16 protein-coding genes are annotated in these 22,636 nt (G+C 41.8%); 15 read left to right on the forward strand and 1 reads right to left on the reverse strand.

The window, feature by feature from the left end; translation table 11 throughout:
• Window positions 1–24 precede the first annotated feature (24 nt).
• The 9 genes from M472_RS40425 to M472_RS40465 all read left to right on the forward strand — a co-directional run bounded on the left by M472_RS40425 (window position 25) and on the right by M472_RS40465 (window position 11,336).
• A complete protein-coding gene (locus M472_RS40425) occupies window positions 25–204 on the forward strand; it encodes an RNA polymerase sigma factor (protein ID WP_021071731.1) in 180 nt (59 codons plus the stop codon).
• A 97-nt stretch (window positions 205–301) separates the two neighbouring features.
• Window positions 302–931 (forward strand): Pr6Pr family membrane protein, encoded by a 630-nt coding sequence (locus tag M472_RS40430; protein ID WP_021071732.1) that lies wholly within the window; start codon window positions 302–304, stop codon window positions 929–931.
• Window positions 932–1,112: 181 nt separating this feature from the next.
• Window positions 1,113–1,673: an RNA polymerase sigma factor gene (locus M472_RS40435; protein WP_021071733.1), complete on the forward strand. Its 561-nt coding sequence runs from the start codon at window positions 1,113–1,115 to the stop codon at window positions 1,671–1,673.
• 48 nt (window positions 1,674–1,721) lie between these two features.
• Window positions 1,722–2,903 (forward strand): FecR family protein, encoded by a 1,182-nt coding sequence (locus M472_RS40440; RefSeq protein WP_021071734.1) that lies wholly within the window; start codon window positions 1,722–1,724, stop codon window positions 2,901–2,903.
• A 185-nt stretch (window positions 2,904–3,088) separates the two neighbouring features.
• Window positions 3,089–6,367, forward strand: coding sequence for a TonB-dependent receptor (locus M472_RS40445; protein WP_021071735.1), 3,279 nt, complete (start codon window positions 3,089–3,091; stop codon window positions 6,365–6,367).
• Window positions 6,368–6,369: 2 nt separating this feature from the next.
• Window positions 6,370–7,998 carry a RagB/SusD family nutrient uptake outer membrane protein gene (locus M472_RS40450; protein WP_021071736.1) on the forward strand — a complete coding sequence of 543 codons (1,629 nt, stop codon included), beginning with the start codon at window positions 6,370–6,372 and terminating at the stop codon, window positions 7,996–7,998.
• 4 nt (window positions 7,999–8,002) lie between these two features.
• The gene (locus M472_RS40455) at window positions 8,003–8,800 is read left to right on the forward strand and encodes a metallophosphoesterase family protein (protein WP_021071737.1); all 798 of its coding nucleotides are present in this window, start codon (window positions 8,003–8,005) and stop codon (window positions 8,798–8,800) included.
• A 3-nt stretch (window positions 8,801–8,803) separates the two neighbouring features.
• Window positions 8,804–10,321 carry a phosphodiester glycosidase family protein gene (locus M472_RS40460; RefSeq protein ID WP_022829434.1) on the forward strand — a complete coding sequence of 506 codons (1,518 nt, stop codon included), beginning with the start codon at window positions 8,804–8,806 and terminating at the stop codon, window positions 10,319–10,321.
• A gap of 1 nt (window position 10,322) precedes the next feature.
• On the forward strand, window positions 10,323–11,336 hold the full coding sequence (locus tag M472_RS40465; protein WP_021071739.1) for an MBL fold metallo-hydrolase: 1,014 nt from the start codon (window positions 10,323–10,325) through the stop codon (window positions 11,334–11,336).
• 66 nt (window positions 11,337–11,402) lie between these two features.
• On the opposite strand, the gene M472_RS40470 is transcribed toward M472_RS40465, so the two are convergent.
• Window positions 11,403–12,092, reverse strand: a complete 690-nt coding sequence (locus M472_RS40470) for a FadR/GntR family transcriptional regulator (protein WP_021071740.1) — start codon at window positions 12,090–12,092, stop codon at window positions 11,403–11,405.
• A 97-nt stretch (window positions 12,093–12,189) separates the two neighbouring features.
• On the opposite strand from M472_RS40470, the gene M472_RS40475 reads away from it, so the two are divergent.
• From M472_RS40475 to M472_RS40495, 6 genes are all read left to right on the forward strand, one after another.
• Window positions 12,190–15,459: a SusC/RagA family TonB-linked outer membrane protein gene (locus M472_RS40475; RefSeq protein WP_021071741.1), complete on the forward strand. Its 3,270-nt coding sequence runs from the start codon at window positions 12,190–12,192 to the stop codon at window positions 15,457–15,459.
• Between the two features lie 20 nt (window positions 15,460–15,479).
• The gene (locus M472_RS40480; RefSeq protein WP_021071742.1) at window positions 15,480–17,012 is read left to right on the forward strand and encodes a RagB/SusD family nutrient uptake outer membrane protein; all 1,533 of its coding nucleotides are present in this window, start codon (window positions 15,480–15,482) and stop codon (window positions 17,010–17,012) included.
• Between the two features lie 49 nt (window positions 17,013–17,061).
• Window positions 17,062–18,486 carry a LamG-like jellyroll fold domain-containing protein gene (locus tag M472_RS40485; protein WP_021071743.1) on the forward strand — a complete coding sequence of 475 codons (1,425 nt, stop codon included), beginning with the start codon at window positions 17,062–17,064 and terminating at the stop codon, window positions 18,484–18,486.
• 13 nt (window positions 18,487–18,499) lie between these two features.
• Window positions 18,500–20,368 carry a sialidase family protein gene (locus tag M472_RS44710; RefSeq protein WP_144062777.1) on the forward strand — a complete coding sequence of 623 codons (1,869 nt, stop codon included), beginning with the start codon at window positions 18,500–18,502 and terminating at the stop codon, window positions 20,366–20,368.
• A gap of 14 nt (window positions 20,369–20,382) precedes the next feature.
• Entirely contained in the window at window positions 20,383–21,594 is a 1,212-nt protein-coding gene (locus tag M472_RS40490; RefSeq protein WP_021071745.1) for a sialidase family protein, read from the forward strand.
• Window positions 21,595–21,685: 91 nt separating this feature from the next.
• A complete protein-coding gene (locus M472_RS40495) occupies window positions 21,686–22,606 on the forward strand; it encodes a dihydrodipicolinate synthase family protein (RefSeq protein ID WP_021071746.1) in 921 nt (306 codons plus the stop codon).
• Window positions 22,607–22,636 lie beyond the last annotated feature (30 nt).

A 22,636-nucleotide genomic window follows, 5' to 3' on the forward strand; every position in this document is an offset into this window, starting at 1 on the left:
CCGATATAATAAGATGTATGTGATATGCATTTGGTTGAAAAAGAGACAATACGGAAGCTTCAAGAAGGTAGCCTAAGGGCCTTTGAACAGGTGTATGATACGCTAAGCCATGGCGTGTACAGTGTCTCTTTTAACCTGACACAAGATCGGTTCTTGGCAGAGGAGGTGGTGCAGGAGGTGTTTGTAAAGCTTTGGGGATCCTAGAGAGGAGGTATAAGCGAACCCATCAGAAGATATTTACGGGTTTTAATTAAATAGTTCGCCGGGATTGTCTATTTTTAAGATAAAGAATGCTTCTGTCATGACTTTATCTCAAAGAAATCTTGCTGCAATGATTGCCGTTACGGCTTGGTTTGCCATTGTCGCTCAGTTTTGTGTTGGTATTAATAGCGCTTCATTGTCTCCGGTTGTACGCACGATTCGGTTTTTCAGTTATTTTACGATACAGACCAATTTGATGGTGGCCATAAGTACGACCTGTCTGTGGTTGTCTCCCCAAAAGTGCGTTGGTGTATTTTTTGGGAAGAGCTCGACCCTGACAGCGATCACACTTTATATTTTTATCGTCGGTCTTGTGTATAATGTAGCTTTACGGTTCTTGTGGCAACCACAGGGCTTTGCTCGATTTACGGACGAATTGCTCCACTCCGTGATACCATTGCTGGTATTGTTCTATTGGTGGCGTAGTCCAGAAAAGGAGATGTTGAGATGGAAGTATATACTGGTCTGGCTCATCTACCCGCTCATCTACCTGTTGTATACGTTGGCTCATGGAGCTATCACGGGGTTCTATCCCTACCCGTTTGTAGATGTGAATGCACTGGGTATAACAATGGTATTGGTGAATTGTGGGGTCGTAGGGGCGGTTATTCTCTTGTTTTCGGCGCTATTGATTTGGATAGGTCGACGATCAAAACCTACAAATGTCTGAAAAAGGAAATTTGGAGTACCTTTCTTTCTTTTACTTAAAAATTGTTTACTTTGGTTAATATATACTTAACCTGTATATAACATACAGTTGAAATCTGTCCCCTATTTTAGCGGTGATTTTGATTTCGTGCCAAGTCCTAAAAAATCAAAGAACAAAATAGTAAGTAAGAAGCAGGTGTACCGTGTATAATCCGATAAAAGAACTTAAAGCAGGTAATGAAGCTGTATTGGTGTATATAATTGATCAGTACGCTAATGACTTGTATCGTCTTGCTTTTTCGCTTTTGAAAGATCAGTTTGAGAGTGAGGACTTGGTGCAAGATGTGGTTATCAGGCTTTGGAATGAACGCTGCAATCTGGACGGCTACGAAGAGGTATGGCCTCTTTTGTATACCATGGGAAAGCGGTTGAGCCTGAATCGTCTCCGAGACAAACACATGAAGACTAAACGGGAAGGGGTAGAGGTATTGGTCAATTATCGTGCGGAGAGCAGTGTGCATGAGGGACATCTGGCAGAAATGATAACACTTGAGCAGCGTGTCGTGGATATGCTCCCAGCAAAACAAAGGGAGGTCTACCTCCTTAGTCGTAAAGAAGGGCTTAGTTATAAGGAGATTGGGGAAAAGCTCGAAATTACTCCCAATACCGTAAAAAACCACTTGGTACAAGCCTTAAAAACCATGCGGCAGTACTTTCAAAAGTTTGGTTATTATATTTTTTTGTTTTTTTTCAATTTCCACTAGTCCATCTCTTTTTTTTCTGTGTTTTGCTAATGTAACCATAGGCATTAAATGAAAGAGAACAGACTGAAGCTGCTCCTCGATAAGCATGTTAAAGATCAATTGTCGTCAAAGGAACTTGACGAGATGTTTGCATTGATCGATGAACTGGGGGTGGAACGATACGAACAATTGTTGGACGAACTGCTGGAGCATCCGGAGAAGAGGTCTTCTTATATGATTTCGTCTGATCAAAAATCAAGGCTGATTCGTAATGTATTGAACATTGTTGGAGGGGAGTCTTCTACGAGAAGAAGAGAAATAGTTCTTCCGATTCTGAAATGGGCTTCGGCAATAGTGTTGATCGGCGCTATTTCTCTCTATTTTTTGCAAGATAATACAGATAAGAGTGCGCAGGAGTACGCCAGTGCATTGGAGCATATACCTTCTGATATATGGTTGACTCCGGATAGTCTGCCCCGATTGACATTGGATAATGGGAAAAGCTTTGTCGTTGATGCGCAAGGGCAGTCCTTATTACAGAAAAATGGATTGGAGTTGCAGTTTGACAATGAAAATCGGGTGCTTATTCAGCCGACAGGTGGAGCGGATGGGGTACAAAATCTTTGTTACTCCACACCAAAAGGATACACCAGTAAGGTGCTTTTGGCGGATGGCACAAAAATATGGCTCAATAGTAATACGAAAATCTATTATCCTACGGCATTTGCGAGCGGAGAGCGGAGAGTTCGTTTAGAGGGGGAAGCTTTTTTTGAGGTGAGCCATGATGCAGCTCAACCGTTCTATGTAGAATTGGGGTCGGGAAATATCAAAGTGTTAGGGACTTCGTTTAATGTATCCAATTATGTGACTACGAAAAAGACGACGACGACTTTGCTCACAGGACGTGTCGAATTTGAAAATGCAAATACTAAAACAGTATTGCTGCCAAATGAACAGGCGACTGTGGCTTCATCTGGATCCAGCATACAGAAAAAAAGGGTTAATGTCGATGAACACACCTCCTGGATGAAGGACTATTATCTGTTCAATGATAAAACTGTACAGGAGATATTGGCAACAATCCAAAACTGGTATGATATCGATGGGGTAGATGTGCAGGTGGCTGATCACGAGTTGTATACGGGTACTTTGAGACGTAGCAAGTCTCTCCGCAGTCTGCTAGCACACCTAGAAAAAATAAGCAACTTAAAGATCGAATTACAAGGAAGGAGGGTAGTTGTCATGAAGTAGATCTTGTACATAATTTAGGTTGAAAAAAAGCCAAGAACGCTGGAACCGTCCTTGGCCGTGTGGGAAATTCCAATTACAACCAGGAAAGATGCAATTATTAACGAATAACCCTTAAACAAATGTATAAAAAAAACAATTGTTCATATTGCCTATATCGGCAGTTTTTACTAAAACTGTTCCTTATTATGAAATTTTTATTTCTGTTCCTAACGATACTCCTTTCTCAAGCCAAAGCTGAAGTATTTGCACAACGGATTTCGATCCATGTCAAGAACAAACCAATAAAGGATGTCCTGATGGAGATCCAGCTCAAAACGGGGTATGATTTTTTCTATAAAAACAACACGTTGAAAAATGTGAACGCCGTTACTGTGAGTCTTCAAAATGCGGACCTGGGTAAAGTGCTGGACGCCTGTTTGGTCGGGTTGCCTCTGAAATACGAAATAGATCAAAAAACAGTGCTCATCACTCGAAAGGAAGATGTTGTGTCGACGAAAAGAGAGTTCCAGAGGATGGTCTCTGGTACGGTGTTGGATGAAAATGGACGGCCTCTTTCTGCCGTAAGTGTCCGGCTAGCAGGGCAGACCGCTGTTTTGGCCCAGACAGATGAGCGGGGTACATTTAATGTCAGTATAGAAGGTACTGTAAAGCAATTGGTTTTTAATAGTGTCGGCTATGAGGAGCTGGTGGTAGAACTGAAGGATAATGCTCCTCTACGGGTTCAGATGCAGCGAGCTCTCAATACGCTGGATGAAGTGGTGGCTTTGGGATTTGGAGTAAAACAGAAGAAAATAACGTCTACGGGATCTGTCGCGACAATATCCAATAAAGAACTGATGCAAAGTCCCACGAGTAATATAACGAATGCCTTGGCAGGGCGCCTTCCTGGGTTGATTACTATGCAACGGTCAGGGGAGCCGGGACGTGACAAGTCGGATCTCTATATCCGTGGGGTGGCAACATTGAATAGTGCTTCACCATTGGTCACTATTGACGGGGTGCAGAAAGATTATGCTGCTATTACGACATTGGATCCCAATGAAATAGAAAATATTACGATTCTAAAGGATGCTTCGTCGACTGCATTGTATGGAGTTAAAGGGGCAAATGGGGTGATTATTGTCACGACTAAACGAGGGGTAGAGGGCAAGTCTAAGATTACGCTTCGTACGCAGACGGCCGTACAGTCTCCGACACGGATTCCGAGATTTTTGGGGTCCTACGATTTTGCAACGTTGTACAATGAAGCTTATCTCAACGATAATCCAACCGGAACGCAGATTCCCTATAGTGAAGAAGCTCTTGAAGCCTACCGGACGGGGTCAGATCCTTTGAAGTATCCAGATGTAGATTGGGCAAAGGAATTGCTTCAGAACTCGCTGAGTTCGCAATCTAACTTCAGTATGAGCGGAGGAAATAAGAAGATCAGATATTTTGTCAATGTAGGCTATATGCATCAAGGGGGGATTTATAAAGTCGAAAAAAATGACCTCTACAATAACAACTTTGAGCTAAAGCGATATAATTTTAGAAATAACCTTGACATTGATTTTGATGACGATCTATCCATGACGTTAAATCTGTACGGGGCTATTGAGGACAGAAATTATCCCAATGTATCAGCAGCGACCATGTTTGGCGCGTTGATATCACGGATTCCTCCTAATGCTTTTCCTATAAAGTATCCTACGGGGTATTGGGGATTACATGCAACAGGCTACTCAAGCCCGCATGCACTATTGAATAACTCGGGGTTTTCGCAGGAGTTTAACTCCTCATTATCGGGAATGGCCAGTATGACTCGAAAGTTGAATTTCTTGACTGAGGGGCTATCAATCAAGGGAAGTTTTGCTTTTGATGGATATTTTAAGAATACTTTCAAACGTTCTATGAATGTGCAAAAGGCGGTATACTTAGGCTCTGGGGATTATAATGATCCTTCTAACTATATGTATAGAGATATTGACTCTCCTTTAAGTGCCCCTTCGTCAACTTATGGTCAGAACCGTGACGTATGGGTAGACGTAGGATTCAATTATAACCGTTCCTTTGGTAAGCATAATTTTATAGGGTTGTTGTTGGCAAATAGACAACAAAAAGTATTGGGGGGAGAGATTCCTTATGTATCGCAAGGGCTTGTAGGGCGTGTGGCCTATAACTATAATGATCGCTACTTTGCGGAGTTCAATGCCGGTTACAGTGGTACAGATAACTTTGCTAAGGAAAATAGATATGGATTTTTTCCTGCTCTTTCTGTAGGGTATATCGTGTTACGTGATCATGATCTGTTTAGTCTCTTGAAGGTAAGGGGATCCTATGGTATATCAGGAAATGATCAGCTCACGGTGACGAATAGACGTTGGTTGTTTATTGAAGAGTACCTGGCTGCCTCTGGATATTCATTTGGCGAGACTCTGTCTGCTATCGGTGGTATAGGGGAAGGACCACTGGCCAATAGGCTCGTTTCTTGGGAAAATGCCTATCGTGGCAACGTCGGAATAGATGTCAATCTGTTTGGAAATAGCCTGCTGAATGCGACCGTGGACTTCTTTCATGAAAAGCGAAAGGATATGTTGGTATTGCCGCAGAGCATCCCTTATATGCTGGGAATTCCTGCCTCTAACCTGCCGCCGGCTAACTTTGGAGAGACGGAAAATAAGGGGTTTGAGATTGAATTGAATCACCATAATAGGATTGGTAATGTACAGTATTTTGTTACTGCAAATACGTCTTTTGCCCGTAATAAGATATTGGCCATGGACGAAGAAACGAGATTGTACCCTAATCTATATAAAACAGGACAACGGATCAATCAGGAGTTCGGTATGAAAGCGATTGGTTTCTTTGAGAACCAGGAGGATATCATTACCAGTAGGCCACAGACCTTTGGTAAGGTTATCCCAGGGGATCTGAAGTATTACGACGCCAACGGTGATGGCGTGATCGATAATAATGATGTAATGCCGATTGGTAAAAGTACGATACCGGAATGGATGTTTGGTTTTTCGGGAGGGATGAATTATAAGAACTTCGATTTCAGCTTTTTGATTCAAGGGGCTGCTGGCTATACCTATACTCGGCAGCTGGAAACAGCTTATGAATTTTATAATGGAGGAAAGGTAATGGAAATACATAAGGACCGATGGACACCGCAGACTGCCGGAACAGCGACATATCCTGTCCTCCATCTGGGCTTTAACGATAATAACCATAGGGCATCGTCTTTTTATAACCGAAAAGGGGATTATATAAGACTGAAGAATTTAGAACTGGGATATACGTTCAAGAATGTACAATTATTTGGAACCAAGCGTGTGGATAATATCCGGTTGTATACTAATGGGATGAATCTGTTTACCTGGGATGCTACTGAAGGGGATTTTGATCCGGAATCACCAGGGGGAAGATATTGGACTTACCCACAGGTTAAAGTTTTCAATTTTGGAATTTCTACAAATTTTTAGCCATGAGAATTAGCTTTTTTTTAATATTTATAGTGCTCTTCGGCAGCTGTTCTAATATCGATAAGTATTTAGATAAGGCCGAGTCTGGAGGAATGACGATCGAGCAGGTTTTTGGAGATTACGTACAAGCAGAAAAATTCTTAGCCAATGTATACGCAAAACTGCTAGTGGATTATAGCAACAAATACAGCAATGCTTCGGACGATTCGGAAAGTCCACATGCGACATCTGCGGAAAATCAGATCAATAATGGGGTTTATTCTCCCTCTAGTAATCCTTTTAATAATTGGACTGCTTCGTATCAGGCAATCCGCGCCGCTAACATCTTTTTGAAATATGCGGATCTAATTCCAGTCATAAATACAGATCAGCAGGAGGGCAAACCGCGAATGGTGGCAGAAGCTACTTTTCTGCGTGCTTATTTTTATGCAGAGATGTTTAGACGCTGGGGAGGTGTGCCTCTTTTGTTGGAACCGATGGAGATTACGGATGAACTGCAAAGGGAGAAGGCATCGGCAGAGGAATTAGTGGGCTTTATCGTGAGTGAGCTGGACAAAGCAGCCGAGGTTTTGTCGGTTGAATATCCTCCTCAGCACAAGGGGCGTGTGACCAAAGGTGCCGCTTTGGCACTGAAATCGAGAGTGCTGTTGCACTATGCGAGTGCATTGCACAACCCGCAACAGGATATCGAACGCTGGAAGAGCGCAGCGGATGCGGCCAAAGGGGTAATGGACCTGGGTTACTATGAACTGCACAATGACTACAAGGGGCTGTTCCATACCCGTAATAGTAAGGAAATCATATTCCAAAATACCAGTAATTATACCAACTTTACGTTAGAGACTTTTGTTCCTTCCTTAAATGGACAGGTCGGTATTACTCCTCTGCAGAACTTGGTAGATGCTTATGAAATGACAAATGGAGAGTTGCCGTTTGCTGATGATAATCCTGGGATAAAACCAATCATAAATCCGGCATCAGGTTATAATCCGGATAATCCTTATGTAAACCGAGATCCTAGGTTTTATATGACGGTTTTGTATAATGGGTCTCGATTTAAACAGAAAGATATATTTACTTATGTGGGAGCTCCGGCAGATGGTCTGAATGGTGGCTTTAATAATACACCTACGGGTTATTATTTGGCAAAACTGGTGGATGAGAATGCGAGCCGTACACCGAGTGTGGTAAATGGTACGTATCATTGGACGTATATTCGATATGCTGAGGTATTGCTCGATTATGCTGAAGCATTAAATGAATATCTGTCAGAACCCAGCAGTGAGGTGTATGCAGCTATCAATAAAATACGTAAACGTCAAGGGGTAAATATGCCCAATCTACCGCTAGGACTTGATAAAAATGCTATGCGTAAGCGGATCCGCAACGAGCGTCGGGTCGAACTGGCTTTTGAAGGTCATCGTTATTTTGACATAAAACGGTGGCGCATCGGTACGCAGGTGATGCCTAATGCATACGGTATGCAGATCAGCAGGGACGGTAGCGGAAAGTTTGTATATGAGCGCTTTCTGGTAGAGAATAGGATTTATCAAACGCATTTTGATCTTTTCCCGATCATGCAGACAGAAATCAATAGAAACACGAAGTTAATTCAAAACCCAGGTTATTAATATTATGGATAGAAGAGCGTTTTTACAATCAGTAGGTGCAATAACACTGTTTGCCGCGTGTGGTAAATCAAAGGGCATTATTCCTGATGAAGTGGACAATACGGTCTTATTTCGCTTTGCCTTGGCCTCTGACGTGCATTATGGAGAGGCTGAAACGGATTATATCAATCATATAAATACGTTAAAGTCTGGATTTAAGACCTTTCAAAAGAACAATCCTTGTTCTTTCTTTGTGCTGAATGGCGATATTATCCATAATGACCCCAAATTTCTCGTTCCAGCTTATGAAGCGGTAAGAGGATTGCATGAAAACTTATATGTTACGCAGGGTAATCATGATCGTGTGTCGGATGAGGTGTGGAAACAAATATGGGGACATGATATGGATTTTGATGTTTCGTATGGTGATTATGCATTTGTTTTTGGGACAACATCAGATGCGGTAGGCGCACTGGCCTGTCCAAATCTAGTGAAGTTGAAGACATTATTGGATAAGCACAAGCAGAAGAAGCATGTCTTTATATTTTGGCATATCCATCCTCATGGTAGTATGAAATGTACTGGTGTAAAAGAATTGCTTGCTGACTATCCTAATGTATGTGCGGTGTTTAATGGACATGATCATAATGATGAAAGTATCCATACAGTAGCCAATATTCCCTACATGTTTAATGGTCGTGTGGCGGGTAGCTGGGGGTCATTTGATCGGAATTTTAGAGTAGTTGAGGTGACTAAGAACACGGTGGTCACTTACCTCATGACACCGCATGCCAAGAAAAAACAAACCACTTTAAATGTTTAAGAAATGAAATGTAAATATTATATACTTATTGTGATGCTCTGGACGCTAGGGAGCTGCTCCAAGTATGAGTTTGTCCGCTCTGGGCAAAATCCCGAGCCCTTTACAAAGGCGTTAGCAATAGAGGATTTGGTATACCTAAAAGAAAAAAGCGAAAAGGAGTCTTTTCCTGTAGGGCTGTACATAGAGGCCACGGTATGTGGTATATTTGGGGATATGCTATACCTCTCGGACAACTCTGCTTATGCACTGCACGGTCAGGTCGATGATTTGTCTACACTGAAAGTGGGGGATCTGGTACGTATTTCTGTAGGAGAAAACAGCTTGAATACAGGAGGACAGAGCTATCGATTACAGAATGAGATCTCTGCAGAATATGTGGGCACGGGGCTGATTGCGCAGACGATGGCGAGTCTTTCGGACGTGCTTGCTGATCCGATGTCATATAGTTCGAAACGAGTTGGAATCGAATCATTGGAAGGGATAACTTTGAAGGAGGATAAAGATAATGGTCGATACTATAGTTTTGAATCTGGCGGTAAGCAAGCGCTATTGTTTGTGCCTAATGCGCTGAATTATGAGGCTCCGGAAACATTAGTTTCTATTTTCGGTTTTCTTCGTTTTGATCAAGGAACAGCTGTTTTTCACATCAATGAGGTGGCGGACATGAAAGAGGTGTATGTGGAACCGATGATGATCGAGAAGATAATGAATAACAGTACACTGGTGAAGGCATTGTTGCAAAACTCAGAAGTAGAGTTGACTGCTGGAGTTAAATTTGCGCAGTTTTCTTATACCAACTCGAGTAATCTACTGACATCTGCTTCTGTCTTTGAAGTTGACTTGAGCAATCCTAATGTGAAAATAGAACCAGGTACACCTAACAACGGAGTTCCTCCGATTACTGTGTTGCAGCCATTGGCAACTATGGCACAGCACAAGAATGCTTATTATCAGGATTCATGGCGGGTGCTCGCTGCGATTAGTGGTGATTTTTATGTGAGCAACACTAATCCAACAACGTATATTCTAAACGGACCTATGGTAAGAAATGGGGAAATTCTCAAGTCTGATTTTATAGGAACTACAGACAACTTCCTCGGTGTGCTTAAAGATGGAGAGGGCTTTGTAGTCGGTGGCAGACAAGAATTTAATACCATAAAGGATAGATTGGATCAGGCTGTGGGAGGACGTATAATCTTGAAGGATGGGAATATTGTAGAGATACCTGCGATTCGAGAGCCTCGACCTGCCATTGGTTTTACCAAGAATAATAAAGTTTACCTTTTTGTTGGCAATGGACGTATGCTTTCTGTATCTAATGGTTACTCGCCCCTGGAGATTGCGGAACTAATGAAGGCCTTGGGTTGTGATGGTGCTGTATATATGAATGGTGGAGGAGCGACAGTGGGAGTCCGGGAAACTGAAGGAGGAGTTTACGAGAAATTTTCACAGAGTCATGCTACGAATGCAACGCACAATCCGTCGCTGGCTTCTGCTTGGATGATCGTAACAAAAAGATAATATGGGAATTATAATTAGAGGAGGGATAGCTATGCTATTCCTCCTATCTGGATTATGTGTGAATGCACAGTCTCCGCACAACTATTGGGGAGATAAGGACGGTTTTATGAAGGAGCAGTCGTCTGAGACGTTTAAGCTGATACAAGAATTGCTTGCAAAAGAGCCTCCTTCTGCACAAATAGGACTGTTGAGGCGATCAGCGTTGTTGCATATGGATTGGGTGCTACATGATGTGAGATTGGATAATTCGGAGACCATAAGGGCATTTTTGCAGAGCCGGATAGCAATGGTTGTTGAAGATATGAAGAGACCTGTGAAAAAAGGGATCCGGGTGTATAAGCTTTATAATCATTCCTTTATTGTTAAAACGAAAAGTGTAACTGTTGCATTTGATATTGTGAAAGGTGGAAAAGATAAAAGTGTGTTAATACCCGATAGTTTGATGCAAGAAGTGGTGAATGGCTGCGATGTCTTATTAATTTCGCATGAACACACTGACCATGCGGATGTGGAGGTGGGAAGGATGTTTGCAAAAGCAGGAAAACCTATCATTGCTCCTCCGAGTGTATGGGCAGACGAGGCAGGTGTCACCCATCTGCGATCGTCTGATATACTGCAGGATCGAATCAACTTGACTTCAAATCGTTATATAGATCTGAAAATATATCCAGGTTATCAAGGAAAAGTATTGAACAATGTATACCGGGTCCGTACGCCAGAGGGAATGACGGTGGCCCATACGGGGGATATGTCGAATTCGGCTATGAATGCATGGATCGACCGTAATGAGGAGGAAGGTAGAACAGATGTTTTATTACTACATAGTTGGGCAAGACCGGTTATACCTTTTGTGACTAAGTTTAGGCCTAGAGTCTTGATTACAGGGCATGAAAATGAACTCCATCATAGTATCGACCATCGAGAACCTTACTGGCTAAATTATAGACGTATGGAGGGGGTGAATACTCCAATCGTATATATGACCTGGGGAGAGTGGTTTAGTGTACAGCGGTAGGTTTTGTGAAAGGATAATGTGTTGATTTAATGCGTGTGCCAATTGTTCGGAACACGCATTCATGTTTTACTCCTCGGTGAGTATCCGTTTAAAATGGATAGAAAGGTGTTTGCGCATGGCTTCGCGCAGTGCATCCGCGTCTCTTTTTTTAATGATCTCCAAGAGCTCACGGTGGGAAATAAATCCGTCCTCGGGCTGAGCAGAGATAATAATTTTGCTTTTGTGAACGTACTCGAAGATAGGGATCAGCATGCGCTGAAAATCTATGACAGTTTGGTTTTTTGTAATTTCGTATAGACGGCCGTGAAAATTAATCTCATGGTCTATCTCAAAAAGTGTCTCATCAGAGTGTATCGGTTCATTTTGTATGATAGCCTCAAGATCTTGAATATCTTCCTCTGTAATGCGAGCAATAATGGAGTCTGCAAGTCCAACTTCAATAATCAATCGCAACTCAAATATTTCTTTTAAAGTCTGAGGTAGCAGGACATGTGGATTGAGTATACGCTTGATCGGGTTGATTACGTCTGGGTTGACCAGCACGGCTCCTTTGTGCTTCTTTGACTCTATTAATCCTATGGTGCGTAAGCGTAATAAAGCTTCACGAACTACAGTCCTGCTCACTCCAAAAAGTTCGGTCAGTTCCAGCTCTTTAGGTAGACTGTCGCCTATAGAAAGCTTCTTGCTATTGATCAATTCGATCAGCTTTTCTTCCACTTTGTCTACAAGACTGGTGGTATCAATATTATAACTCATTTATATTTTTTTTTGATAACTACAAATTACTTACTATACTTGCATTATGTAATACATAATACTTTTTATGTATAGCGTAAAGATAATAAAACTAATTATGATAAGATGTAAATTAATTTTTTTATTGAGCTTGGTAGGTATTGGTACTGTTAGTTATGCACAGACGGTACTGCACGGAAGGGTAGTCGATGAACAGGCAAAGGCACTGTCAGAAGCTAGCATTCGTAATCCCAAGCTGAGTCTACAGGTCAAGGCTGACGCCTTGGGGGCATTTAATATTAAAGGTGCTATCGGGGACACCTTGTATATCAGTTGTGTAGGCTATGAGCCATTACGGTATCGGATAGATAAGGAAAAGAATCACCTGATTACACTCGTATCTCAAAATCTCGTGATTGATGATGTGGTTGTAGTGGGGTATGGAACTCAGAAGAGATCCAAGCTCTCTGGGGCTGTATCGAGTGTCAATAAAGAAGCTCTGCTTTCTGCACCCAATACGAATGCGGCTACAGCATTGCAAGGGACGGTGTCTGGTCTTCGGGTGCAACAGACAACGGGTGATCCGGGGGCTTCGCCAACAATCTCGTTTCGCGGTGGTACGGAGTTTAATGGGAATGGAGCTCCTCTGTATGTTGTCGACGGGGTAATAGTACCATCTCTATATGGAATCAACTCCAGTGATATCGAAACTATTGATTTATTGAAGGATGCTGCTTCGACGGCAATTTATGGAGCGCGGGCGTCTAATGGTGTCGTATTGGTAACGACAAAAAAGGGAAAGAAAGGTACGACAAAAGTAGAGTACCAATTGAAGCACGCCAACAATTATATCCGACGTAATCCTGTAACTTATCTGGATGCGGCTGATTACATTGCATGGAATAGACAGGGAATAGCTAGTCGATATCAGGCGAATATTGCCGATGGTAATACCAGTCAGGCGACTAGTACGGCCAACCAGATGAACTCGGCGTCTTGGGGCTGGACAACAAATCCTTCCTATGGCTTCTCGGATGGGAAGTATACAACACAATTATTGTCCGATCAAAATAGACATCTTTTAGATCAACAGGGATGGAATTTGTTGGTCGATCGGAATCCGATAAAACCCTACTTGGCAGATTCTATTATCTATAAGGGCGTTGGGCAGCGGGAGTTAGAGGATCTGATTTTACAGCAAAGCAATTATAATGAGCATTACCTCAATTTTTCGGGGGGATCGGACATTTCTACTTTTAATCTTGGTATCGGTACCGTAAAAGATGTGGGAATGGTTGTTGGCTCCGAGTTACAACGCCATAATATTAATTTCAATGGTGGTCTGAAGGTTAATAAGGATCTGACAGTGAATGTCAATTTAGCGGCTTATTCTTTATCGTCAACACCCTCTTTTGTAAATGCCTCGAGTACGAGTAATCTAGGAGGGGTAATTCAACGATTTGGAGGGGCGGCGCCTACTCTCCGACTATATGATGACGTGACAGGGGTGCCAATTCCTGGTGGAGATGCTAATGGTATTGCTAATCCGTTGTACTTCAAGGATATTTATCAGAATAAAACAGGAGAAAATAGGTTTTCGGGAGGACTGAATCTGGAGTATCGTATTCTTGATAACTTGAAACTAATCGGAAATGCAAATGGTTTTCTTCGCTTTAATGAAACGGACGAATTTACTAAAGCCTACCAAAATGGATCTAGAGGGGATATGATCACGACTAGAAATGCCGCATTTGGAAGGAATAAGACACAACAATATACCCTGAACAGTTTCCTCCAGTATGATAGGTCTTTTGGCTTGCATCACTTGAGTGCACTGGCAGGAGGAGAATATTTTGAATATAAGCATTTTACGTCTTCTGCTAAAGGAATGGGGGCTGCTACAGATTTTATACCATGGCTGTCGGCATCGACTGAAGCTGTAGGTGTGCCTAGTTCGGCTTTCAGCCAATGGGAAAGAATGGTGTCGGGGATAGCACGTGTTGGATACGACTATGACTCGAGGGTATTGTTCACGATGAATTTACGCTATGATGGCACGTCCCGCTTGAGTGATAATAAATTTGGGTATTTTCCTGGGATGTCGTTGGGGTGGAATATGCATCGCGAGCAGTTTTTCAAAGAGTCTGTCCTGTCGGGCATTGTTAGCAACTTAAAACCAAGGGTGAGCTGGGGGCAAAATGGTAGCGTAAGCACTGTAGGTTATTTTGATACAGATGCTCCTTTTGGAAATGTCGGAACCTATGACGGTAATGCTGGTGTAGGTCCCGCAGGCTTTGTAAATACGGCCCTTAAATGGGAAAAAGTTTCTGCTACGAACTTTGGTGTAGACGTAGGGCTGTTGAATAACAGGTTGAATTTTAATGTGGATTATTTTGTCAGGGACGTGTATAACAAGGTGGCTTCTCTTGGTATCCCGTCGTGGACTGGGTTTAGCAATTATACAACTAATCTCGGACAGTTGAGAAATAAGGGGATAGAGCTAGAGGCACAGGTGTATGCGTTGAGAAATCATAATGGTTTTGACTGGAAATTGGGAGGGACTTTTACTCATGTGAAAAATTATGTTGTGGAACTGCCTAATAATGGGTTGGATGGTAACAGACAGAGTACAACAGAAGTGTGGAACCCTCAAAAGGCAAAGTATGAGCAGGTCGGTGGTCTGTATGAAGGAAGAAGAGTGGGGCTGGATGAGGTATGGGCTTATGTATATGATGGTATATATAGGACACAGGATCAACTGGATGAAGATGTTTTATTGTATAATTCAAATCTGTCGTATTCTAATAAAACGTTGAAATTCTTGGGAGATGCACGTTGGAGGGACCTTAATGAAGATGGGGTAATAGATTCGTATGATAGGGTGTACGTGGGAAGGACAACGCCAACGGTACAGGGAGGATTCCATAGTAATTTAACCTGGAAAGGTATTGGTCTGTATGCACAGTTTGATTATGCACTGGGATTTGTGATCCTTGATCAATCTTGGCTTAGAGGTATGGGGCAGGCACAGGGAAGTGCTAATATGCCAATAGATGTACAACACACTTACTCGGAGTATACTCCTACAGGTACCTTGCCGCGGTTTTATTGGGCTAATTATGGTGGAAATTATATTTCAGCCGCCAACTACTATCAAAAGGGAGATTATTTGGCCCTACGCGAAGTCACATTGAGTTATCAGGTAGACGAATCACTCTTGAACCGTCTTGTCAAAAATCGCATCAAAGGGTTCCGTGCTTATATTTCGGGATCGAATCTCCTGTATTTTACAAAATATAACGGTACGCTTCCGGAGGTGGGAGGAGATGATCCAGGACGATTCCCGTTACCAAGACGAATGACATTTGGGGTAAATATTGCTTTGTAGAACCTTTCAATTGATTAGAGATGAAAAAAATAATATATATAGGATTCTTGATTGTCAGTGCGCTATGTACATCATGTAGTAAATTGTTGGATGAGGTGGTGCCACAGACAAGCTTGAATGAACAATTGATAATAAATGACCCTGCTGCAACAAGGACCTTCTACTTTGGTTTGTATGGTTCTTTTCGGACCTATAATAAGGTTCTGTTAGAGTTGGGTGAGATGCGGTCTCAGTTGTGGGCGGATGGGTTGTTTTTAGAAAATGCTGATGCTGATTTGAGAAGATATTATACCCACAATTATGATGCAGAGAATGTATCAGCAAGTAATTGGGGTGGTTTTTACGGAATGGTGTTTCGACTCAATAGAGCTTTAAAACTGATTCCTCAAAGTAAGCTGCCCGAGTCGGAGAGAAATAAGATTCTTGCAGAAGTGTATGGTATGCGGTCGTTTGTCTATTATACGATGTTAAAGACTTGGGGAAAAGTACCTATCACAGATCAGGCCATTGATGGTGTAGATGATTTGGCTGGATTGTATAGACCGAGGGCAGATGAAGGGGAAGTCATGCAGTTGATCGAGGCTGATATTGAACGTTCGCTGGAGTTGTTTGGTAATACAAATGTGTTTGCCCCAAAACGTGTTTATTGGAATTTGGCAGCATCATTAATTTTGAAAGGGGACGTCTTGATTTGGAAGTATACCCACCAAAGTAAAAACAATGAGGACTTGATCAATGCAAAGGCAGCTCTGGAGCAGGTAAAGAATATGTCGGGAGCTACGTTGGGCTTACAGGATAACTATGGAGATATTTTTAATGCAGACAAAAAGTCAAATAATAAAGAAATAATCTTTGCAATCAATTATGAAAGAGATCAAACCGAAAATAAGGTTTTCAATGTTTTTCTTATAAATGCGAGTGCCGTTAATAATACTTGGTTAAATGCTAACTCTTCAAATGCGGGAATGGTAAGTACGCTGTATCCGAATATAGTAGGTGCAGGTAGTCGAGTGGGAATGGAAGCTAGTCTTGTTCATAAACTTAAAAATACACCCGTTGAAGACAAAAGGGTGAGTCATAGTATCGCTACGATGCATACGGATATTCCTTCTTATCCATTGATAGGAACCTTGCTGACCAAATATATAGGTAATGTATATGAAGGATTAAGGGTTTATAATAATGATTTTCCAATCTATAGATATGCTGATGTGTTATTGCTGATGGCAGAAACGAAGATAAAATTGGGAGAGAGCCCTGTTGAAGAGATGAATCAGCTTCGCAAACGAGCCTATGGAGCAGCTTATCCAGTGTTTGTAAATGGAAATGAAACACAGAATATGGATGCGGTTCTAGAGGAATATTTACGAGAGTTTATTGGAGAAGGGAAATTATGGTGGGCATTACGTAGGGCTGGAGATGATTATGTGTTTAAGAATATTAATCCGTTGTATCTATCCGAGGGGAACAGATATAAGCTGTTGCTACCGATCAGTCGAACAACACTGAATTCGGATCCACTGTTAGAGCAAACGGAAGGTTACCAGAAATAAGGTATTAAAAGTGACCACGAATTGGTGGGCATGAGACAATCAGATAGATATGAGAAATTTAAAAATACATGTACAGATTTTAGCTGTAATCAGTGTACTTCTATTTGTAGGCTGTCAGAAGACAGCTTTCTATTCGGGGGATGCTCCAGCAAGGGACACTTCATTGGCTCCTTTTCCGGTAGACACAGTGGAAGTACCCCATGCTTTTAAGCCGTATTTGGCACAAGTAAAAGCTTATGAAGCATTGGACAAAGAGAAACCAATAAAGGTGGGAGAGGTCGTATTGCTAGGGAACTCTTTGTTCTCTAACTGGAAGGATGTACAAGATTATTTTGATGAAGACATTATTTATAATCGCTCCATTACGGATATAGACATTGCTGCTCAACAGTTTTATTCCACTCGACTGACGGCACCTTATGAACCACGACAAGTGTTTCTATATGTGGGCGAACAGGAAGTAATGGAAGGGAAGACTGCGCTTTCTATTTTTAATCAAATTAGGCCTTTATTAGAAGAATTGAAATATAATCTTCCAAATGCTGAAGTGTCTTTTGTCTCTCTATTGAAGACCCCAGTAAACTTGAGCTTGCATAGTCGTTATGACGAGCTTGATCAACTGTTGAAAGGCTATTTGACTGACAAATCTAAAATGTCATATATCGATGTTAACGCGGCATTCGAAACTGAAACAGGCGATGTCGATTCGAAATATTTTACTGAAGAAATACTGAATGAACTTGGGACAAAGAAATTGGCTGATGTTCTTAAAGAAAAGCTGGATGTAGGAAAGCCTAAAGTATCCACCTATATGGAATTTGATGGAACGACCAATTATGTTCGTATTCCACATCATTCAGAGCTTGATATTAATCTCGGAGAAAGTATGACTATTACGTTTTGGGAAAGGGTGTCTGTGCATAATGGAGCTCGATTTGTGACAAAGAGAAATGGAAATGGTTATGAAATTGTCGCTAATGGAGCTGGGTTATTAGCGGCAAACGTACGCGGATTGGAAGGTAATCTAGGTACACCTTATAGCTCTTCGGCATTTACGGTCAACGGTAATCAATGGCATCATGTTGCATTTGTTTATGACCAAACTGGTTCTCAAAAGATGACTAAAGTTTATCTCGACGGTATTTTGGTCACCGAGTCGGCAGCTGCTAACATAAAGACAACTGACCAGGATTTGTCCGTACCTACGGCGGATTTGGTTATTGGAGCACAGAGCGATCCGGCGGGAACGAAGATGAAAGGCGCTATGGATAATATCCGCATTTATAAAAAAGCATTATCAGTCCAAGGTATTAAAGAGGATATGGCCACTCTTGAGCTGAAGAGTTATGATGACGTGATAGCTTCTTATGACTTTGAAGATATTGAAGGTAATCGCATAGAGAATAAGTCGGCCAATAAACACCACGGTATTGCTGCAGGTGCTATAAAAACAGGTCAACGGATCGTTCAATAAAGTGGGAGGATATATGAAAAATCGAAACGCTTTATGTTATGTGGCTCTCTTATTGGTCTTCGGCGTGTTGTCTTGTGGAGAACGTTATCTTGTACAGCCCTACGGCTTGGCTGCGATAGGACAGGTTGTTAGTGAAATCCCGATAGATAGTGTTAAAACGTATAACGCATTTACAGCGGGAGTTGATGGCGTAAACTCGTATAGGATTCCCTCCTTGGTGACGGCGTCTAATGGAGACTTGCTTTTGTTTTGTGAGGCTCGGAAAACCAGTTGGAGAGACAAGAGTCCTACAGATATTGTTTTAAAAACCAGTAGTGATAATGGGGTTAATTGGTCGACGATGCGTACGCTTCTGTCTGCCGGGGAAGATGCATTTATGGACCCTGTGGCAGTCGTTAATAAAAAAACAGGAAGGATTTTTCTTTTTAGTTGTTTATGGCCGAAGAATGATGTCTCTATGTTAAATAATTCGGTTTGGATGATGTACTCGGATGATGCCGGCGGGAGCTGGTCTACCGCAGCAGATTTAACGAATGCAGTAATACCCAGTGGATTCTATATCACGGGTTTTGGCCCGGGGTCAGGCTTTCAAATGAGTGATCAGAGTAATTTCCCTGGACGTCTGATTGTGCCAATACGTTTGTCGAATGGTACCATTAATCGAAACAGGGTGTTGTATAGTGATGATCAGGGGAGTACCTGGAATCTGGGACAGCAGATGGCAGATGGTGGTGAGTTTCAGATCGCAGAGTCTCCTGCTAACACTTTGATCTATAATCGTAGAGGAAACGCCAGTCGGTATAAAGGGACAAGTGTGGATGGAGGTGTTACCTGGACGGGCTATCAGCTGGATACCGCATTGAAAAGCGTAGAGGGTGGCTGCCAGGGGAGTATATTAGGAATAGATAGTGTTCTCTTGTATACAGGACCCGCTGGAGGAAATGCCAATTCGGAGGTGGACAATCGGGCAAACTTGACGCTGTACCGTAGTTTGGATGGAGGGATGACCTGGGGGCAAAAACAGCTGTTGTTTGATAAGGCGTCAGGTTATAGTTGTATCAGCCAGTTGAATAATGGTGATTTTGCCATCGTTTTTGAAAGTGCGAATACACCGGGATTTATTAAAAGTGCAACACGTGGGTATGATTGGATGCGTCTGGATGTGTTGATCGTGCCTAAGGAGATATTGAATAAGGATTATTGGTTTAATGCACCAGTGTCAACTTATTTCGAGTTGGATGGAAGTACGTATATATCCATTCCTGATCATGGTGAACTTAATATTGAGAATGGTCAAAGTAAAACCTTTACGTTTTGGTACAAACCTATCACAGGTAGTGCCGGACGTATTCTGAATAAGAGGGTAGGTAGTACAACGGGCTATGAATTTGTGCTTAATAGCACACTGACGATGGCGGCAAACATTAGAAGTAATTCTAATATGAATCTAGGGACTCCAAACTCTATTGAGCAGATGGAGCTTAATCAATGGAATCATATCGCAGTGATGTATGATCAGACTGGGGCAACGAAGCTTGGCAAGATCTATCTGAACGGAAATCTGATTGCACAGAGTACCTCGTTGGCCCAATCTACGAACCAATCTATAGAGCCGCTAGCTGAGCTTTTATTTGGTACGGCCAGTAGTAAGACCGCATTTCTGAAAGGGGCTATCGATGAGATTAGAATATATGATAAAGCGCTTACACTGACACAGATTAATACGGATATGCGTACTGCTAAACTTGTGGATTATACTGATATGATCGCTGTTTATGATTTCGAAAACATAACGAACGGTCAAGTTATAAATAGAGTGAAAAATCAGCATCATGGGGCGGTGATAGGAAATGTAAAAACGAATCAAAGAATTGTCCAGTAGAAATATAGTATAACATGAAATTGAATAAAAATATATATGCAATAATCATTGTTGCTCTGACAGGAATAGTTAGCACTTCGTGCTCAAAGAAAGAAGAGGTGCTTACTTCGCCTTCATTAATGAAATATCGCCCTTCGCATAATATTGATTTGAATGATGTCGAGATACATCATGTATTTACAGCAGGTGTGGATGGGAATAATGTGTATCGGATACCGTCACTTGTGACTGCACAGAATGGTGACTTATTATTGTTTAGTGAAGCGCGGAAGTTTAGTTGGAGGGATAAAAGTCCAACTGATTTGGTCTTGAAAAGTAGTAAGGATAATGGGGTGACATGGTCAGAAATGAAGGTGTTGCTTTCCGATGGCAATAATGCATATATGGATCCTGTCGCGGTCACTGATAAAGAGACGGGTAGAGTATTTGTTTTTGCTTGTTTGTGGCCAGCTGAAGATGTCTCGATGAAAAATAATACGGCATGGATGTTATATTCTGATGATCATGGAGAGACTTGGTCAGCACCTAAGAATGTAACGACAGACATTGTCCCCAATAGTTACAGTATCAATGGGTTTGGACCTGGATCAGGGTTTCAGATGAGTGCTGGTAGTGCGGATGGGGGACGACTGATTGTGCCAATACGTATGTATAATGGTACAGCTAATCGTAATCGAGTGCTATATAGTGATGACCATGGTGATACTTGGGCTCTTGGAAAGGAGATGTTTGATGGGGGTGAGTTTCAGATTGCAGAATCTCCCAATAATACGCTGATTTATAATAGAAGAGGAGACGCAACGCGTTATCGGGCTTTTAGTAAGGATGGCGGAATGACCTGGACAAACTTTGAGTTGGATAAAGCACTAAGAAGTGTTGCCGGAGGAGTGCAGGGGAGTGTATGGGGACGGGACAGTGTTCTGTTTTTTACAGGTCCTGCAGGTGGAGCAGTCACTGGTAATACAGATAATAGATCTAATCTGTTTATTTATAGAAGTTTGGATGGAGGTTTGACGTGGAATAATCAACAGCTCTTATTTAACAAAGCTGCTGGCTATAGTTGTATAACTCAAATGGCCAATGGTGATTTTGCGGTGGTTTTTGAGGCTGCAGATACACAGGGGTTTATTAAAGATGCTACCCGAGGCTACAATTGGATGCGGTTGGACGTAATCACTGTACCTAAAGAGATTTTGAACAAGGATTATTGGTTTAATGTGAAATAGATAAAATGATAGATGCTGTGTCCTTAAAGAATGTAAAGGCACAAAGAATAGAGAAGTACACAATTTTATTATTAGAGATAAACAACATAAAATGAAGATAGAGCATATTACAGGATTAGTATCCGCACCTTTTACACCATTTGATAGCGAAAACAATGTGGATTTAGAATTGATACCATCGTACTACGAGTCTTTGGTCAGGAATAATGTGAGTGGAGCATTTATCTGTGGGTCTACGGGAGAAGGCGTGTCATTGACCTATGAGGAGAAAGTCGCAGTAATGAAGAAATGGAGGCAAGTATCTCGCGAGAATAAATCCTTTAAACTCATCATGTTTTTAGGAGGTACGAATATTAAGGAATGTAAAGAACTGGCGATGGAGGCTGAGTCTATAGGCGTGGATGCAGTTTCATTAACTGCTCCCTTTTATTTTAAACCTAGAAATGCCCAGTATCTAGCTGAAATATGTCGAGAGGTCGCTGCCGCTTGCCCGAATACTCCATTCTATTATTATCATATTCCTGTGTTAACGGGCGTAAATTTTCCAATGATAGATCTTTTGCGGGAAGTGGATGCGAGTTGTCCAAACTTTGCCGGTATCAAGTATACTCACGAGGATTTTATGGATTTTCTGTCCTGCCTGAATTTTAAAAATGGTAAGTATGATATGCTGTGGGGACGAGATGAGAATATGTTATCGGCGTTGGTCCTGGGGAGTAAAGGAGCTGTAGGAAGTACCTACAATTATATTGCGCCGCTGTATAATGATTTGATTGCCGCTTATGAAAGTGGAAATGTCCAAAAGGCTAGAGATTTACAACAACGCTCTATTGATTTTATCACCTTATTGGGCAAATATGGTGGAATTTCTACAGGAAAGTTTTATATGAAATTATTGGGACTGGATTGTGGTTCTTTCAGATTGCCCGTGCATAATATGAATTTAGAGGAGTTTGAATTATTTTCTGCAGACGTGAAAGAGTTGGGCTTTGATACATTCAGGTCTAGATAATGAATGTTTTTATTAAAATATTGATTGGTT

This window comes from Sphingobacterium paucimobilis HER1398 (assembly GCF_000416985.1).
GTDB lineage: Bacteria > Bacteroidota > Bacteroidia > Sphingobacteriales > Sphingobacteriaceae > Sphingobacterium > Sphingobacterium paucimobilis.

What these genes read in the sequence shown, in the direction of transcription:
- M472_RS40425 (WP_021071731.1), top strand. Translation starts at nt 25, where the DNA reads ATGCATTTGGTTGAAAAAGAGACAATACGGAAGCTTCAAGAAGGTAGC.
- M472_RS40430 (WP_021071732.1), top strand. Translation starts at nt 302, where the DNA reads ATGACTTTATCTCAAAGAAATCTTGCTGCAATGATTGCCGTTACGGCT.
- M472_RS40440 (WP_021071734.1), top strand. Translation starts at nt 1,722, where the DNA reads ATGAAAGAGAACAGACTGAAGCTGCTCCTCGATAAGCATGTTAAAGAT.
- M472_RS40445 (WP_021071735.1), top strand. Translation starts at nt 3,089, where the DNA reads ATGAAATTTTTATTTCTGTTCCTAACGATACTCCTTTCTCAAGCCAAA.
- M472_RS40450 (WP_021071736.1), top strand. Translation starts at nt 6,370, where the DNA reads ATGAGAATTAGCTTTTTTTTAATATTTATAGTGCTCTTCGGCAGCTGT.
- M472_RS40455 (WP_021071737.1), top strand. Translation starts at nt 8,003, where the DNA reads ATGGATAGAAGAGCGTTTTTACAATCAGTAGGTGCAATAACACTGTTT.
- M472_RS40460 (WP_022829434.1), top strand. Translation starts at nt 8,804, where the DNA reads ATGAAATGTAAATATTATATACTTATTGTGATGCTCTGGACGCTAGGG.
- M472_RS40465 (WP_021071739.1), top strand. Translation starts at nt 10,323, where the DNA reads ATGGGAATTATAATTAGAGGAGGGATAGCTATGCTATTCCTCCTATCT.
- M472_RS40470 (WP_021071740.1), bottom strand. Translation starts at nt 12,092, where the DNA reads ATGAGTTATAATATTGATACCACCAGTCTTGTAGACAAAGTGGAAGAA.
- M472_RS40475 (WP_021071741.1), top strand. Translation starts at nt 12,190, where the DNA reads ATGATAAGATGTAAATTAATTTTTTTATTGAGCTTGGTAGGTATTGGT.
- M472_RS40480 (WP_021071742.1), top strand. Translation starts at nt 15,480, where the DNA reads ATGAAAAAAATAATATATATAGGATTCTTGATTGTCAGTGCGCTATGT.
- M472_RS40485 (WP_021071743.1), top strand. Translation starts at nt 17,062, where the DNA reads ATGAGAAATTTAAAAATACATGTACAGATTTTAGCTGTAATCAGTGTA.
- M472_RS44710 (WP_144062777.1), top strand. Translation starts at nt 18,500, where the DNA reads ATGAAAAATCGAAACGCTTTATGTTATGTGGCTCTCTTATTGGTCTTC.
- M472_RS40490 (WP_021071745.1), top strand. Translation starts at nt 20,383, where the DNA reads ATGAAATTGAATAAAAATATATATGCAATAATCATTGTTGCTCTGACA.
- M472_RS40495 (WP_021071746.1), top strand. Translation starts at nt 21,686, where the DNA reads ATGAAGATAGAGCATATTACAGGATTAGTATCCGCACCTTTTACACCA.